General features: G+C 41.4%; 13 protein-coding genes, 2 tRNA genes and 1 pseudogene. 14 read left to right on the top strand and 2 right to left on the bottom strand.

Going from position 1 to position 17,506, the window contains the following annotated elements; all coding sequences use genetic code 11:
• Window positions 1-338, bottom strand: a pseudogene (locus FN809_RS17445) (SGNH/GDSL hydrolase family protein); the annotation flags it as partial.
• A gap of 347 nt (window positions 339-685) precedes the next feature.
• Between FN809_RS17445 and FN809_RS17440 the strand changes: the two are divergent.
• The 12 genes from FN809_RS17440 (at window position 686) to FN809_RS17385 (ending at window position 15,179) form a co-directional block, all read left to right on the top strand.
• Window positions 686-2,977: an ATP-dependent helicase gene (locus FN809_RS17440; RefSeq protein WP_142534831.1), complete on the top strand. Its 2,292-nt coding sequence runs from the start codon at window positions 686-688 to the stop codon at window positions 2,975-2,977.
• A gap of 163 nt (window positions 2,978-3,140) precedes the next feature.
• The gene (locus tag FN809_RS17435; RefSeq protein WP_142534830.1) at window positions 3,141-3,800 is read left to right on the top strand and encodes a DUF4290 domain-containing protein; all 660 of its coding nucleotides are present in this window, start codon (window positions 3,141-3,143) and stop codon (window positions 3,798-3,800) included.
• Between the two features lie 27 nt (window positions 3,801-3,827).
• Window positions 3,828-5,132: a UDP-N-acetylglucosamine 1-carboxyvinyltransferase gene (gene murA / locus FN809_RS17430; protein WP_142534829.1), complete on the top strand. Its 1,305-nt coding sequence runs from the start codon at window positions 3,828-3,830 to the stop codon at window positions 5,130-5,132.
• Window positions 5,133-5,467: 335 nt separating this feature from the next.
• Entirely contained in the window at window positions 5,468-5,998 is a 531-nt protein-coding gene (locus tag FN809_RS17425; RefSeq protein ID WP_142534828.1) for a TlpA family protein disulfide reductase, read from the top strand.
• A 7-nt stretch (window positions 5,999-6,005) separates the two neighbouring features.
• A complete protein-coding gene (locus FN809_RS17420) occupies window positions 6,006-6,542 on the top strand; it encodes a peroxiredoxin family protein (protein WP_142534827.1) in 537 nt (178 codons plus the stop codon).
• Between the two features lie 215 nt (window positions 6,543-6,757).
• Complete coding sequence (locus FN809_RS17415) at window positions 6,758-7,360, top strand: nucleotide exchange factor GrpE (RefSeq protein ID WP_142534826.1); 603 nt, start codon at window positions 6,758-6,760, stop codon at window positions 7,358-7,360.
• A gap of 22 nt (window positions 7,361-7,382) precedes the next feature.
• Complete coding sequence (gene dnaJ / locus FN809_RS17410) at window positions 7,383-8,540, top strand: molecular chaperone DnaJ (RefSeq protein ID WP_142534825.1); 1,158 nt, start codon at window positions 7,383-7,385, stop codon at window positions 8,538-8,540.
• A gap of 234 nt (window positions 8,541-8,774) precedes the next feature.
• The gene (locus tag FN809_RS17405; protein ID WP_142534824.1) at window positions 8,775-10,625 is read left to right on the top strand and encodes a 2-oxoacid:acceptor oxidoreductase subunit alpha; all 1,851 of its coding nucleotides are present in this window, start codon (window positions 8,775-8,777) and stop codon (window positions 10,623-10,625) included.
• A gap of 4 nt (window positions 10,626-10,629) precedes the next feature.
• Complete coding sequence (locus FN809_RS17400) at window positions 10,630-11,646, top strand: 2-oxoacid:ferredoxin oxidoreductase subunit beta (protein WP_142534823.1); 1,017 nt, start codon at window positions 10,630-10,632, stop codon at window positions 11,644-11,646.
• 256 nt (window positions 11,647-11,902) lie between these two features.
• The gene (locus tag FN809_RS17395) at window positions 11,903-12,604 is read left to right on the top strand and encodes a head GIN domain-containing protein (protein ID WP_142534822.1); all 702 of its coding nucleotides are present in this window, start codon (window positions 11,903-11,905) and stop codon (window positions 12,602-12,604) included.
• Between the two features lie 39 nt (window positions 12,605-12,643).
• Window positions 12,644-13,603 carry an AEC family transporter gene (locus FN809_RS17390; RefSeq protein ID WP_142534821.1) on the top strand — a complete coding sequence of 320 codons (960 nt, stop codon included), beginning with the start codon at window positions 12,644-12,646 and terminating at the stop codon, window positions 13,601-13,603.
• Window positions 13,604-13,895: 292 nt separating this feature from the next.
• Window positions 13,896-15,179: an NAD(P)/FAD-dependent oxidoreductase gene (locus tag FN809_RS17385; protein ID WP_142534820.1), complete on the top strand. Its 1,284-nt coding sequence runs from the start codon at window positions 13,896-13,898 to the stop codon at window positions 15,177-15,179.
• A 79-nt stretch (window positions 15,180-15,258) separates the two neighbouring features.
• Here the strand turns inward: FN809_RS17385 and FN809_RS17380 are convergent, their stop codons facing one another.
• The gene (locus tag FN809_RS17380; RefSeq protein WP_142534819.1) at window positions 15,259-16,239 is read right to left on the bottom strand and encodes an adenosine kinase; all 981 of its coding nucleotides are present in this window, start codon (window positions 16,237-16,239) and stop codon (window positions 15,259-15,261) included.
• A gap of 163 nt (window positions 16,240-16,402) precedes the next feature.
• Here FN809_RS17380 and FN809_RS17375 point away from each other — a divergent pair.
• Window positions 16,403-16,479 (top strand) — tRNA-Asn (locus FN809_RS17375).
• Between the two features lie 45 nt (window positions 16,480-16,524).
• A tRNA-Asn gene (locus FN809_RS17370) sits at window positions 16,525-16,601 on the top strand.
• The last annotated feature ends 905 nt before the right edge of the window (window positions 16,602-17,506 follow it).

Genomic DNA, 17,506 nt, shown 5'->3' with positions numbered 1-17,506 from the left:
TGCAGCCTTACCCAATGAGAGCCTCTCCCCTTAATATCGCTGACGTTATAGATGGTATCTGTAGGCAGATGCAATACTTCATGCAATGTGTTATCAATAAAAAGGTTAAAATAATTACGTTCTCCTCCGTTCAACAACAATTGTAATTCATTTCCGGTAAATTGAAATTGAATTGTTGTGCCTGGCCAATCGTAACGGATTTCTTTAGGTTTGGAGTCGTCAAACCGTCCGGTGTAATGGATGGCAGGATGATTGGCAGGTATGTGCTGCCATTTTTTTTGGGATGACAGGGGCAAGGACATTATCGCTATCAAAATATAAATAATATAAGGCCTCATACTCGTTTAGTTATTGATTCAATCTCTATTAAACCGTCCATAAAATTACCAACATAATCTGCCTGTCTTTATACGAAAGGATGGAGAAGCGGATTTAAAAGTTGGGCAAATTTAGCTCTGGAAATGGGTGCATTCATTTCCAGGGATACAAGGTTATGTTTTTTTTGGGATACTACTGCTTTTTTTACAGCAAATTTTATCATGTGGATTATAAGTTTTGCACAAACTTTCCATCAATTTCAATAAACACCATTATCATTAAACGAACTGATAAATATTCATCACAGTGCGTTTCGTACCCTTATCATTTTCTCTATCTTTGCCTATTATCCAAAAAATAAATATAGGTGCAAAATTATCTGGAGCAATTAAATCCGGCACAACAACAGGCTGTAATTACAACCGAGGGAGCATCTCTGGTTATTGCGGGTGCGGGATCGGGCAAAACGCGTGTGTTAACGTTTAGAATAGCGCACCTGCTTATGCAGGGTGTTCCTCCGCATCGTATTTTGGCCTTAACATTTACCAACAAAGCAGCCAGGGAAATGAAGCTGCGTATTGCCACCATGGTAGGTAACGATATTGCTCAAAAGTTATGGATGGGTACCTTTCATTCGGTATTTGCTCGTATTCTGAGGAGTGAGGCCGATAAACTGGGCTATCCTTCTTCTTTTACCATTTATGATACTGCCGATTCCAAAAGCCTTATAAAATCCATCATCAAGCAAATGAAGCTCAGCGATAAGGAATACAAGCCCGGCCAGGTGCTGGGAAGAATTTCTTCGGCCAAAAATGATTTGGTTACCCCGGCGGCTTATGCGCGCGATCAGCATCGTATGATGGAGGATCAGGCTTCGCGCAAAGGTATGGTGTACGAAATTTACACCCGTTATATGCGGCAATGCTATAAATTTGGAGCCATGGATTTCGACGATTTATTGCTCAATACCAATATCTTGTTTCGCGACCATCCCGAAATACTGCAAAAATACCAAAACTGGATCCAATATATTTTGGTTGATGAGTACCAGGATACCAACTATTCGCAATACATCATCATTAAAAAACTGGCCCAAAAGCATGGTAACATTTGTGTGGTGGGTGATGATGCACAAAGTATTTATAGCTTTAGGGGTGCTAAAATCGAGAATATCTTAAATTTCAGAAATGACTATCCCGATTACCAATTGTTTAAGTTGGAACAAAACTATCGTTCTACGCAAAATATCGTAAATGCAGCCAACAGTATTATTGCCAAAAACCAAAAGCAAATTAAAAAAGCTGTTTTTTCCGAAAAAGACCAGGGGAGTAGGATAAAAATACACAATGCTTATTCCGATATTGAAGAAGGATACATTGTAATTAATGATATTAAGGATAAAAAACTGAAGCATAACTACGATTATCAGGATTTTGCCATCCTTTATCGCACCAATGCACAGTCGCGTATCTTTGAAGAGGCCCTGCGTAAAAGCAATATGCCTTATAAAATTTATGGTGGATTAAGTTTTTATCAGCGCAAGGAGATAAAGGACTTATTGGCTTACTGTCGTGTTACGGTTAACCCGGCCGACCAGGAAGCACTCAAACGTATTATTAACTACCCAACACGAGGAATAGGAAAAACCACACTCGATAAAATTGAGGCAGCAGCTGTGGCTTCGGGTAAAGCGATGTGGGAGATATTGATATCGCTGGAAGATACTTCCCGATTATTTAATGCCGGAACACAACGTAAGCTAAATTCTTTTGTAGGCCTGATAAACGGCTTTGCAGCAAGTTTAAAACAGCAGTCTGCTTACGATCTGGTGATGGAAATTGCTACTCAAAGTGGTATGATGAAAGATTTATATCACGATAGAACGCCCGAAGCGATTGCCCGTCAGGAGAATATTCAGGAATTGATGAATGGAATCCAGGAGTTTAGCAATAACCGCATGGAGGAAGGAGGGGAAACAGGTCTCATTCACTTTTTGGAAGAAGTATCCTTACTTACCGATCAGGACAACGAGTCGGATGACGATATCAATAAGGTAACGCTGATGACCATCCATTCGAGTAAAGGATTGGAGTTTAAAAACGTATATATAGTTGGTGTTGAGGAGGGGCTGTTCCCTTCGTCGATGACTTTGGAAAGCGAACAGGGTATTGAAGAAGAGCGCAGGTTATTTTATGTGGCCGTAACCAGAGCCGAAGACTATGCTACCATTTCCTTTGCTCGTACCCGTTATAAGTATGGCGAATCGGCTTTTTGTCGACCCAGCAGGTTTATTGGCGAAATCCATAGCGATTTTGTTGAGTTTTCCGGCGATAAAATAAAAATAGCTGATAAGCCGGGTAAATTTACGCCAAAACAGGCAGAACGACGCTCATTTTCAAATACATCCACAACGGCAAAACCGGGATATAATTTTAAAAAAGTAGAAAACAGGCAGGGCGGTAAAAAAGGGGCTTCATTTTCCGGTAGTGCTGTTGGTAACCTTAAGGCAGGATTACTCGTAGAACATATTCGTTTTGGTAAAGGTCGTATTATTAGCCTCGACGGAGAAATGCCCAATGCTAAGGCTACGGTTGACTTTGAAAATGCAGGTTTAAAACAATTGCTTTTAAAATTTGCCAAACTTAAAATTTTGGGTTAAATTTGCAAAATAGTACATGCATGTTGTAAGCATGTTTGCTTCACTAATCACCATTATCATCCCCAAAATCCAATTTATAGTGTTTTAAAAGAACTTTCTTTTAGTTAGCACGGGTTTAACATTACTTCAAAAAATATTGATATAGAAGAGATTTTCATTGAGTATGGATTATAATTCAAAGAGGAAAAAGTTGCGTCTGCCCGAGTACGGCCGACATATCCAAATGATGGTTGACCACTGCGTTTCCATCGAAGACAAAGAGGAACGGACACGTTGTGCACATTCCATCATCGGCAATATGGGCAATATGTTCCCGCATTTGCGCGATGTAAACGATTTTAAGCATAAGCTGTGGGATCATTTGGCCATTATGTCCGATTTTAAATTGGATATTGACACGCCATTTGAAATGCCTGAAGCTAAAAGCTTAAACGAAAGACCCAAAAAATTAGCCTATAATAATCAGCGCATTAAGTATCGCCATTACGGACGTACGATAGAGAAAATGATAGATAAGGCTGCTGAAATGGAAGAAGGCGAATTAAAACAGCATCTAATTATGCTCATCGCTAATAATATGAAAAAATCTTTACTTACCTGGAATAAAGATTTTCCCGGAGACGAACGGGTTTTTTCAGATATGATTGAAATGTCGGGTAATAGATTGGTGATTAACGAAGACATTAAAATACCGGTTCAGCGCGAAAGTAACTATCCAAATCATAACACCGCCAACCAAAATGCCTCAAACCAAAGTGGCTACAACCAAAACCGTGGCAAAAAAAAACGCAACTACAAACGTCACGACGATCATAAAAACTAAATCTTCACGGGCTATAACCTACGTATAATGCATTCTTTCGAAATTGAAGGGGGTCATAAGCTTTCCGGCGAAATTACACCGCAAGGCGCAAAAAACGAAGCACTACAAATAATATGTGCCACCCTGCTAACTAACCAAGAGGTTGAAATAAGTAATATTCCGGATATTGTTGATGTGAACAATCTTATCGATCTACTGGATCATTTAGGTGTGCAAATTGTTAAAAAAAATTCCCATACCTATTCCTTTAAGGCCGAAAATATAGATCTTGGATATCTGCAAGGTAAGGAGTTCAGAAATAAAGCATCCTCGCTTCGTGGCTCAATCATGATTATGGGTCCATTGCTCGCCCGCTATGGGAAAGCATATTTTCCAAAACCGGGTGGCGATAAAATTGGGCGTCGTAGATTAGATACGCACTTTGTAGGCTTCGAAAAACTGGGTGCCCGCTTCCATTATAATGCCAACGAAATATTTTATAGCCTCGAAACCGATGGGCTTAAAGGTAGCTACATGCTTTTAGACGAAGCATCGGTAACGGGTACGGCCAATATCGTACTGGCCGCTGTTTTGGCAGAAGGAAAAACTACAATATACAATGCGGCTTGTGAACCTTATTTGCAACAACTCTGCAAAATGCTGGTGAGCATGGGTGCCGAGATAAGTGGTATTGGGTCCAATCTTTTAAGCATACAGGGTGTACCTGGCTTATCGGGATGTAAGCACCGCTTGCTGCCCGACATGATTGAGATAGGCAGTTTTATTGGCATGGCCGCTATGACGGGATCGGAAATAACCATTAAAGACACGGCTTACGACCAACTCGGGATTATACCGGAGGCCTTTAAAAAAATGGGTGTCAAATTACAACGCAGAGGAGACGATATTTTTATCCCTCAGCAAGATGAATACGAGATAGAAACCTTTATTGATGGCTCCATTATGACCATTGCCGATGCTCCGTGGCCCGGCCTGACACCCGACTTGTTGAGTGTTTTTTTGGTAATAGCTACGCAAGCCAAAGGAAGTGTTCTTATACATCAGAAAATGTTTGAGAGTCGTCTTTTCTTTGTTGATAAACTGATAGATATGGGGGCTCGTATTATCCTTTGCGATCCGCATCGGGCAACGGTTATCGGATTAAATAAAGAAACGCCACTCCGGGGTACTACATTAACCTCGCCGGATATTCGTGCCGGAGTAGCCCTGTTGATTGCTGCACTTTCGGCAAAAGGGACAAGTACTATTCAGAATATCAATCAGATAGATAGAGGCTACCAAGGTATTGATGTGCGATTACAAAAGCTGGGAGCCCGGATTAAAAGAGTTTAACAAAATCGTAGTTTTTATTAACAATGTTTAACCATGCCGTTTGGCTTGATTTAAAATATTGCCGAAAAAGATGCGTAAGTGTTTAGTCTGCAGATTGTTGTGGTGTGCACTATAAAGGAGGCTATAAGCGTATGGCATGAAAAACCGACTAAGATAAGTTCTTTAATCCGCATTTCCAAACATTTATTTTTGGTTATTGTTGTTATTCAACATACTTTTGCCAACTGTTTTTGTAACACTTGTCACGAAAACAATTGTGTTAATCTAATATTAGATTAACGGTACTGTAAAAATTATAACCTTTGCAGTATGAGTATTAACCAAAATTATTGTGTATGAGAAAGCTAAAACTATTGTTATTCGTTGTATTAGTAGGGCCAGGTTTTTTATCGTTTATCAACGGCATCCCCGAACCAAAAGTAGGCTTAGCCATTGGAGATAGAGTTCCTGAATTACAAACAACCTTACTTAATGGCTCCGAATTTGATTTGGAAACATTGCAAGGAAAAATGGTTTTAATAGATTTTTGGGCGTCTTACGACGGGGAGTCCCGTATGGAAAATCACCAAAAAATGATGCTTCAAAAAAAATTTGCAAATAGTAAGTTTTACAAAGGCGAAGGATTTGTAATCGTATCTATTTCTCTCGACAGGTTTAAATCACCGCTAAAAAATGCCATCAAGCAGGATGGTTTTACAAATGCCCTGCACATATGCGATTACAAAGGTGCGGAATCATCTATCTCCAAAACATTTGAGGTAACACGACCTATTAACCTACTAATTGATGGCGACGGCCGCTTAGTGGCACGAAGCTCAAGTATTGACAAGGTGACGGAGTCACTGGAATATCTTTCTAGAAATTAATTCTTATATGATGAAGAATAGATTAAAAATAATTGCCCTTCTGATGCTTACGCTTATTGTTGGAGTCGTATCAGCCTCAAATAATGACAAGGCTAAAATAGGGCTTGAAATCGGTAATAAAGCGCCAGAAATAAAATTGTTGTCACCACAAGGAGAAGTCATCGCTCTTTCTTCATTAAAAGGAAAAATGGTGTTGATCGATTTTTGGGCGTCATGGTGCGGCCCGTGTCGACGCGAAAATCCGCATGTGGTAGAGGCCTATCAAAATTATAAGGACAAGCATTTTGTTAATGGCAAAGGATTCACAGTATATAGTGTTTCATTGGATAAAAGTAAAGATAAATGGACAAATGCAATTACCCAGGATAATCTTTCGTGGCCATATCATGTAAGCGACCTGCTGGGTTGGAATTCTAAAGCGGCCCAAGCCTATGGTGTTAGAGGAATACCGGATAACTTTTTGATTGATGGCGACGGTATTATTGTAGCCAAACGTTTGAGGGGGGCACATTTGCAGGCAACACTTAAGCAATTGGTAAAATAAATTTGTGCCATTTGGATTGATGGCGTAATAAGATAATTATATGAAGCTATACAAACAATGGCAGTACAAACATGTACTGCCATTGTTTGTTTATCTACCTGACAGGATGTTATTACAGGATGTAAAAAGCTGTCAATATGTCCCAAGCTACGGTCTTGGCAAATTAATTGTTATGCCAAGGCTGTTCGTTCGAAAATAAAAAACTAAAATATATAATGACAACAAAAGAATCTAATAAGGAAAAAGAGGAGAGCGTGATGGAAGATAACATCAGCGCAAACCAAACCGATGCAGCCCCGGGGCAGGAAGAAAGCGCTATGGAAAATGAGGATCAAACGGAGGAGATGACTGACCTAAGCCCGGAGGAAATTCAGATTGAAGAGTTGACGGCAAAAGTATCAGAACTTAACGACAGATACTTGCGTTTGTCAGCCGAGTACGATAATTACCGTAAGCGCACTTTAAAAGAACGCATGGAACTATTGAAGAATGCCGGTGAGGGATTGCTCAGTGGGATATTGCCCGTGGTGGATGATTTTGAAAGGGCAATTGCACATTTGGATGATGCTTCCGATATTTCAGCGGTAAAAGAGGGGATTGATTTGATTTATAATAAATTTCAAGAATTCCTTAAGCGCAACGGGGTGGTAGAAATTGAGTCGATAGATAAAGATTTTGATACCGACCTGCATGAAGCAGTTACAAAAATTCCTGCACCAACAAATAAAATGAAAGGTAAAGTAATAGACTGTATCGAAAAAGGTTATATGCTGAACGATAAAGTAATGCGTTTTGCAAAAGTTGTTGTTGGAGAATAGTTAAGCACGGAAGATACACATTATGTCGAAAAGAGATTATTACGAAGTTTTAGAGGTAAATAAAAGTGCCTCCGCCGAGGAAATCAAAAAAGCCTATCGGAAAAAGGCAGTGCAGCACCATCCTGATAAGAATCCGGGTGATAAGGTTGCTGAGGAAAAATTTAAAGAAGCCGCAGAAGCTTATGAGGTACTTAGTAATCCACAAAAAAAATCGCGTTACGATCAATATGGTCATGCCGGTGTAGGCGGAGCCGCAGGTGGCGGATTTGGTGGCGGTGGAATGTCTATGGATGACATTTTTTCGCACTTCGGCGATATTTTTGGTGGCGGTGGAAACTTTGGTGGTTTTAGTGGGTTCGGAGGATTTGGCGGTGGCGGCCGTCAGCGCGTAAATAAAGGCTCAAATCTGCGTGTAAAAGTTACCCTTACGCTGGATGAGGTGTTGAAAGGTGTAGAAAAAAAGATAAAAGTAAAAAAATATGTGCCCTGCAGTCATTGTACCGGCTCAGGCGCCGAAGGGGGGGCTTCCCACAGCACCTGTACAAGCTGTCAAGGTTCGGGTCAGGTAACCCGCATATCCAATACTATCTTGGGTCAGATGCAAACGGCATCTACCTGCCCTACCTGTGGTGGCGAAGGTAAAATAATTACCAACAAATGTAAGCACTGCGCCGGCGAGGGGATAGAGAAAAATGAGGAAGTAATTTCGATAAACATACCAGCCGGTGTTGAAGAAGGTATGCAGCTTTCGGTATCCGGAAAAGGGAACGCCGCACGCAGAGGTGGCATAAACGGCGATTTACTGGTATTAATACAAGAAGCCGAGCATCCTGAGTTAGTGCGAGACGGAAGAGATTTGCTGTACAATCTGTTTGTGAGCATACCACAGGCTACCTTAGGCGCGCCGGTGGAGATACCGACCCTCGAAGGACGTGTAAAAGTGAAAGTTGAAGCCGGCACACAACCAGGTAAAATTTTGAGGCTGCGGGGTAAAGGTCTACCCGAAGTTAATGGTTACGGCAGGGGAGATATTCTGGTGAAAATACAGGTTTGGATACCCAAAAGTTTAACACGTGAGGAGAAAAAAGTAATGGAAAAAATGATCGAATCCGAATCCTTTAACCCTAAACCATCATCGCAAGAGAAGAATTTCTTTAGTAAAGTGAAGGATATGTTTTGAAAAAATAAATTATAAGCACAATTTATAAACATATAAAGCCCGTTCCTTATGCGAACGGGCTTTTTTTTTAACAAACCCCGAAGGTCTCATTTTTGCCGGATAATAGCGAAAAGCTTTTGGGAAACATGGTTTTGTATTTAAAATAATGACGTCTGTCAAGCTTTTGTTCATTTATACCGCTTACCTTTACTGGTCAATTATTGCGAACAGAACATTTAAAAGCTATAAATAGTTATGGGTAGAAGTTCAAAAGTGATAGAGCGAGACGAGGTAGTAGTCCGTTTTTCGGGTGACTCAGGCGATGGCATGCAATTGACGGGAACCTTATTTTCAAATACTTCGGCAGTATTTGGTAATGATATTTCTACGTTCCCGGATTATCCGGCGGAGATAAGAGCCCCCCAGGGTACAATAGGTGGGGTGTCAGGTTTTCAGGTTCATTTTGGTCACAGTGAAGTGTTTACGCCCGGCGACTATGCCGATGTACTGGTGGCTATGAATCCTGCAGCCCTAAAAGCCAATGCCAAATGGATAAAACACGGAGGTACCATTATTATGGATGTAGACAGTTTTGATGCCAGAAATCTGGAAAAAGCCGGATACAAAACCGATGACCCCATAACCGAAGATAAATTAGGCGATTATCATATTATTAAAGCCCCTATCACTACCCTCACCAAGGAGAGCTTAAAAGATATGGGGCTCGATAATAAAAGTATTTTACGTAGTAAAAATATGTATGCGCTGGGCGTTGTATATTGGTTATTTAACCGCCCCATGGAGCATACCACCAATTATATAAAGAAAAAATTTGCCAAAAACCCACTGGTGGTCGAAGCTAATCTTAAAGTGCTGCGCGAAGGGTATAACTATGGTGTAATTATTCAGGCCGTAACCCCTTCGTATCATATAAACCCTGCTGCCGTTGCAAAAGGAAAGTACCGTAACCTTAATGGAAATGTGGCTACAGCATGGGGGTTGATTGCCGCCGCAAAAAAAGCCAATTTAGAGCTTTTTTTAGGTTCGTACCCTATCACCCCGGCCACGGAGATTCTTCAGGAACTATCCCTTCGCAAGGACATGGGCGTAAAGGTTTTTCAGGCCGAGGACGAGATAGCCGGTATATGTACTGCTATTGGTGCCAGCTTTGCCGGTGATTTAGCTGTTACAAGCACCTCCGGTCCCGGATTGGCTTTAAAGGGCGAGGCCATTGGCCTGGCAATTATTGCAGAACTTCCACTGGTTATTGTTAACGTACAGCGTGGTGGACCAAGTACCGGATTGCCCACCAAAACAGAGCAGAGCGATTTGATGCAGGCACTGTACGGGCGTAACGGTGAAAGTCCTTGTGTGGTGATGGCGGCCTCATCGCCAATTAACTGTTTTGAGTATGCCTTTTATGCCGCAAAGATAGCCGTTGAGCATATGACACCCGTAATATTGCTGACTGACGGTTTTTTGGCCAATGGAACGCAAACATGGAAAATACCCGACCTGGCGGATTATCCCGAAATTAAAGCTAAACGGGTGGCACCCGAAGATGAGGCAACGTGGATGCCCTATCAGCGCGACCCGGAAACCTATGTGCGTAGTTGGGTAAAAGTTGGCACCCCGGGTTTGATGCACCGTTTGGGTGGTCTAGAGAAAGACGAAAAGACAGGCGGAGTATCCTACGATGCCGAGAACCATGAAAGAATGGTGAAATATCGCGCGGCTAAAATTAAGTATATCGAAAACAATATTCCCGAACAGGATATCCTGGGACAGCCCGACAGCGATTTGCTGGTGGTGGGATGGGGTGGTACGTTTGGGCACCTTTATACTGCCGTCGAGGAACTTGCCGAGGAGGGCGTAAAAGTGGCCTTAGCGCATTTCAATTACATCCAGCCCCTGCCCAAAAATACCCATGAGGTACTCAAGCAGTATAACAAGATTTTGGTATGCGAACTCAATCTGGGTCAGTTTGCCAATTATTTACGTATGAACTTTCCTGATATTCAATACCGTCAGTTCAATAAAATGCAAGGCTTGCCATTTACCGTGGTAGAACTTAAAGAGCAATTTAAAAAAATATTGGAGGACTAGTGTTATGAGCCAAAAAAGCGAACTAAAATATACCGATTTTAAAAGTAATTTAAGTGTGCGCTGGTGCCCTGGCTGTGGCGACCACGCCATACTAAACGCGGTGCAGAAAGCCATGGCCAATTTACAGGTGGAGCCGCACAACGTGGCGGTTATATCTGGAATAGGTTGCTCGTCGCGCTTCCCCTATTACATGAACACCTATGGGTTCCATACCATACATGGGCGCGCTTCGGCAGTGGCTTCAGGTGTAATGGTGGCCAATCCGGATTTAAAAGTGTGGCAAATTACGGGCGATGGCGATGCACTGGCCATTGGCGGAAATCATTTTATTCATCTTATTCGCCGGAATATAGATATCAATGTTATCCTGTTTAACAACCAAATCTATGGCCTTACCAAAGGGCAATATTCGCCCACATCAAAGCGGGGCTTTATATCCAAAACATCGCCCTACGGAACAGTTGAAGATCCTTTTAGGCCGGGTGAATTGACACTGGGGGCTCGTGGTCAGTTTTTTGCCCGCACCATCGACAAAGAAATAAAACTTTCTATTGAGGTAATGGAAGAGGCGGCCAGGCACAAAGGTACTTCCATTGTGGAGGTGTTGCAAAACTGCGTTATCTATAACGATAAAACACATGAAGCCATTACCGATAAAAAGTTTAAGGCTGATAGAACCATCATACTGCGACATGGCGAAAAAATGATTTTTGGTGTGGATAACAACAAGGGCTTGGTGATGGACGGTATGGATATTAAAGCCATTACCATAGGTGAGGATGGCTATACCTTAGATGACGTTTTGGTGCACGATGCGTATAGTCCGCATGCTGCAATACACCGTAAACTCTCGAATATGGATTTTCCGGAATTGCCGGTGGCACTGGGAGTTATTCGATCGGTTAAAGATGATTGCTATGACGAATCGGTGGAACAACAGCTAAAAGAAGTGCAAGCCAAAACAAGCATAACTACTTTTGAAGAGATGGTGAACTCCGGCGATGTGTGGGAGGTGGAGTGAGGACGCAGTGTAAAGTGGAGGGCGTATAGCACGCAACGTAAAGTGTAAAACAAGGAGCGTAAAGCGAAGAACGCAGAGCATAAAAAAACGGAGGAAATAAAAAAAAACCGATTTGTTGTTTGTTCTTGTAGTGTGTAAATTTATAAAACCAAATACTTTTACTCAACAGAATTAACAGTGCCCTTGTTGTAACAAAACACCTGTTTTGTGCGTCATTCTTATATGCTATATTTCTCATCCATTAAAATCACTTGACATGACAATTAAAAAACTGGTATTCGCATCAATAGCTGTATTAATCGGCTTATTAATATTTGTTCAAATTAGTTCTGCCCAACGAGAAATTCGACAAGTAGGGAACTTTAATTCTATCAAGGTGGCCAACGGATTGGATGTGTATATAACGCAACAAAACGAACGGGGTGTTGAGATAGAAGCATCCAAAGGTCAAATACATAGAATTATTACGGAGGTTAAAGGCGAAACCCTGCATGTTTATGTAAAAGGCAGTTTTAAATGGAATTTAAAAGATACGCGAAAGGTTTACATCTCTTCTCCAATATTTAAAAATATTACAGCCAATGGAGGTGCAGATATACATGGAACAACGGCCATAAAAGCAGAAAACCTAAATTTAGAATGCAACGGAGGTGCTGATATTTATTTATCGGTGTACACCAATAATTTGAATTTAAATTGTACAGGGGGTGCAGATATGCTTATCGAAGGTACTACGGAAAAGCTCACCGCGTCGGCATCGGGTGGTGCCGATATCAACGCTAAAAAGCTAAAAGCGAAGCATGCAACAGTATCGGCAAGTGGGGGTGGTGACGTGGAAGTATTTGCTTCCGAATCGCTCACTGCCAATGCCAGTGGAGGTGGCGATGTAAACTATTCAGGTTCGCCAAAAATGAAACAAATTAACGAGTCGGGCGGTGGCGACGTTTCGGGTTATTGAGCTAAATTAGTTTACCTTTGCCAGCATAAAAGGTAATTCATGTTTTCAGCATTATTTATAAATGTACTATCGGTTTTTTTAATGATGGTACCCGGATACGTTATCATCCGGCGAAATATCATATCCGAAAAAGCACTTAAAGATTTTAGCCATATCATCATCAAGGTACTTTATCCGTCCTTGATTTTTAGTTCTGTAACAACAAACTTTACGCTTACCAAAGTGCTTGAGTCGTGGCAACTTCCCGTTTCCATTTTCATGTTTTGTGTACTGGGGTATGCCATTGGCCTGTTGTATGCGGGTTTTTTTAAAAGTAGCAATCCTAAAAGGCGCAAGAGTATTTTGTTTCAGATGACCATCAACAATTACTCCTTTTTGCCCCTTGCCATTATATCCAAACTCTACGGCGAACAGCATATGGCCGCACTAATACTATCCACCCTGGGTGCCGAGCTGGCGGTATGGACACTTGGCATGTCTATTCTGAACTTAAATAAAGGGGGTTTTACCTTACGCAACCTTAAGCATCTATTGTCGCCGCCTTTAATCAGTATATACTTTTCGGCGGGGCTTTTGCTGGCATTGCACATAGTAAACATGCCTATACAAAGATTATTCGATAGCAGCTTGATTATAGATTATACCCAAAAAACCATATACGAATTGGGGCAGGCTACTATTCCGATGTCCTTGATAATGGTGGGGGGAAGAATGGGAAAAATAAAACTTGGCGATTTAAAACAAAGAGACCTGTGGGCGGTAGCCTTGTTCAGGCTTATACTCATACCTGTTGCGGGCGTACTAATGCTCAAATTTCTATTCCCCCATCATCTTTATCTTAATGTCATGCTCATTGTGGCGGTTATGCCCTCAGCTATGGCCAGTCTGGTGTTGGGCGAATTGTATGGTGCCGATCAAAAACTGATTAGCGGTACCATATTGATAACCCACGCGCTATCATTAATTACTATTCCCTTGTGGCTTTTGCTTTTGCTCTAAGTATTATTTTTCCAATCGATAATTCGCGAATAGTTTAGGGTAAAGCTAAAACGAGGTTTTCTTATCACTTTAATTAACGAACAATTTCTTTAATTGTGGGTTCAATATCTTTAGCCCGCCCTATACACTTTATTCTGAATCGAACAGTGAAGGCCGATTCAGCATTGGCAGAATCGTGGGCTAAGCCTATAAAAAATTTACTTCAACTTAAGCGACTTTATGCCTAGAATAGCTGAAAGTGATGAATGTATATATTTTTTAGCTTAGGTGTAATTTGCACAATAAAATAGTCATGAGCAACAGTTTTAATTTGCCCGTTAATGGCAAAAAAAGAGTGATAATTATCGGAGCCGGATTTGCCGGCTTAAAGTTGGCACGTAAGCTCGGTAGTTCGGGTTATCAGGTGGTAATGATAGACAAAAGAAACTTTCATCAGTTTCAACCATTGTTCTATCAAGTGGCCACCTCAGGATTGGAACCCAGCAATATTTCCTTTCCCATACGCAAGGTTTTTCAACAACACAGAAATTTACATTTCCGAAATACAGAATTGTATGAAGTGCGAGCGGATGCCAAAACAGTTGTTACTGCTGCCGGCGAGCTGAGCTACGATAAACTAATTATAGCCACCGGGGTGGATACCAACTATTTTGGCAACCGGAATATAGAAAAGTACAGTATCCCCATGAAATCGACAGCCCAGGCTATTAATTTACGTAACCGCATATTGGAGAGTTTTGAAGCCGCTATTTTAACGGATGACAGAAAAGAACAGTCTAAACTCTTGTCGGTGGTTATCGTAGGCGGAGGACCCACGGGTGTGGAACTGTCAGGAGCTATTGCCGAACTAAAACGCTATGTATTGCCCAAGGATTACCCAGAGCTGGATTTTCACCGTATGAAAATCCGTTTATACGAAGCAGCACCCAAATTATTGAGCGTAATGAGCGAAAAAGCCAGCCAGGATGCGCTTAAATTCCTGACTAAACTGGGTGTAGAGGTGCATTTAAACACCATGATCTCGGATTACGACGGCGAGAATATGACCTTGGGTAACGGTAAAGTGCATAAAGTACAAAACCTGGTTTGGACTGCTGGTGTGGGTGGTAAAAGAATCAAAGGTATTGCTGATGAGTATTACGCACACGCCAATCGATTAGCAGTCGACAGAACTAACCGGGTTAAAGGCTTAAATGATATTTATGCCTTAGGCGATATAGCTTACATGGAAACCGAAAAATATAAAAACGGACACCCTCAGGTGGCACAAGTTGCCATTCAGCAAGCCGTGCAATTGGCTAAAAACCTGCTTAATAATACCGAAGAGCCATTTGAATACAAAGACAAGGGATCAATGGCTACCATAGGCCGAAATATGGCCGTGGTGGATTTACCCAAATTTAGTTTTTCGGGAAGCTTAGCCTGGTTTTTATGGCTGCTGGTGCACCTGATGGCCATCGTAGGTGTTAAAAATAGATTGTTTATCATTATTAATTGGGCACAAAGCTATTTTTCACGCGACCAGTCGCTAAGAGTGCTTATCAGGCCATTTAAAAAGAAGAGGACAGGGGCATAGGTTGGTAGAAGGTAAAAAATCAACTAACGTTATCGGGTTAGCGTTAGTTGAATTTTTCAATGCTTTCCTCTTGTTTGTGTTAATTTCTCATTTTTTTTAATTCCTCATGAATCTTGTCCCAGCGGTGGTTTTCCATTTTTGGACCGATTACCTCAATCACATTGCCCGAGAGTAATGCAGCTATTTCGCCACACTTATCGATAGGAAGCAGGTTGATGAGGCCATATAAAAATCCGGCTGCATATAAATCACCGGCTCCTGTGGTATCTACACTGTTTGCGGGTATGATACCTACTTCAAAAGTTGTTTCAAAATGCTTTATCAAGGAGCCTTCACTGCCCAACTTTAAAACAGCAATATTACAGTCTTTGGCCATTTCGTCCAAGGCTTCTTTGTGTTCTTTTTGGGTAAAGGCTTTGGCTTCCTCTTCGTTGGCAAAAAGTATATCTACATATTTGCCTACCATATCTTTTAAAAAGGCATGGTTATCTTCCACCACGTTATAGCTGGCCAAATCGAGCGAAACAATTAAATTGGCTTCTTTGGCATATTTAAGTGCCTTTTCAATTAATGGTTGATTGTACACCAAATATCCTTCGATATGAAAGTGGGTATAACCATGAAAAAGATCTCGCATCACATCATCAGCACATAGCTCCACAGCAGCACCCAGATAGGTGGCAAAGGTACGCTCCGAATCGGGACTTATTAAAGCTACTGCTTTCCCCGAATCGTTATGGCTTTCCAGCAATTTAGCTTCTATGTTGTTTGCAGTCATATCCTTTTTAAAGAATGCCCCTAATTCGTCTTTTCCTACTTTACCAAAAAATCCGGTGGCAACTCCCAGACAAGACAAGCCGTGTATTGTATTGGCAGCGGAACCTCCCGATGCCATTTCTTTGGCATGGTTGGCTATCTCCAGCAATACTATTGCCGATGTTTCGGCATTAACCAATTGCATACTTCCCTTTGGGAAATTCAATTTTGTCAATAGATCATCATTGTCCATTCTTGCCAAAATATCAACCAGCGCATTTCCCATGCCTAAAACCTTGCTCATAATCAGATACTTATTTCTTAAATGATGTTTTTGTGAAAATATTTCCACAAAGATATTGCATACTTTCAATAATCCTATTACTTTTGCTGCGCATTTGACAAAAACACGAAGGCAAACGGCCAACCGTTTCATATGCATATAATCAATTAGAGTGTAATTATACTCCTCCTTAGCTCAGCTGGTTAGAGCACCTGACTGTTAATCAGGGGGTCCTAGGTTCAAGTCCTAGAGGAGGAGCCATAACAAACATATATATTATCCCTTTGGAATTGCCAAAGTTTACACTCCTCCTTAGCTCAGCTGGTTAGAGCACCTGACTGTTAATCAGGGGGTCCTAGGTTCAAGTCCTAGAGGAGGAGCCATAAAGAAGAGATTGGATTTTTGTCCGGTCTCTTTTTTTGTGTGGTAACTTTTGTACAAATAGAGGTGTTATCGAGTTTTTTTACATGGGCTTGGCTCTTTTGCATAGAGCATCCCGTGATTATTCATCACGGGAGGTTCCCAGGTTCAAGTCCTGGAAGAGGAGCCATAAAAAAGAGATTGGATTTTTGTCCGGTCTCTTTTTTTTTGTGCGTTAGCTTTTGACACATAGATGCGTTATCGGTTTTTCTGCAAGGGCTTGGCTCTTTCGCATAGAGCATCCCGTGATTTTTCATCACGGGAGGTTCCCAGGTTCAAGTCCTAGAGGAGGAGCCATAAAAAAGAGATTGGATTTTTGTCCGGTCTCTTTTTTTGTGTGGTAACTTTTGTACAAATAGAGGTGTTATCGAGTTTTTTTACATGGGCTTGGCTCTTTTGCATAGAGCATCCCGTGATTTTTCATCACGGGAGGTTCCTGGGTTCAAGTCCTGGAAGAGGAGCCATAAAAAAGAGATTGGATTTTTGTCCGGTCTCTTTTTTTGTGTGGTAACTTTTGTACAATTAGAGGTGTTATCGAGTTTTTTTACATGGGCTTGGCTCTTTTGCATAGAGCATCCCGTGATTTTTCATCACGGGAGGTTCCCAGGTTCAAGTCCTGGAAGAGGAGCCATAAAGAAGAGATTGGATTTTTGTCCGGTCTCTTTTTTTTGTGGGTTAGCTTTTGACACATAGATGCGTTATCGGGTTTTCTGCAAGGGCTTGGCTCTTTAGCATAGGGCATCCCGTGATTTTTCATCACGGGAGGTTCCTGAGTTCAAGTCCTGGAAGAGGAGCCATAAAAAAGAGATTGGATTTTTGTCCGGTCTCTTTTTTTGTGTGGTAACTTTTGTACAATTAGAGGTGTTAT

The organism is Saccharicrinis carchari (assembly GCF_900182605.1).
In the GTDB taxonomy this organism is placed as follows: Bacteria; Bacteroidota; Bacteroidia; order Bacteroidales; family Marinilabiliaceae; genus Saccharicrinis; species Saccharicrinis carchari.
Note: the sequence above shows the minus strand (reverse complement) of the source record. Positions and strands in the feature narration are given on the sequence as shown.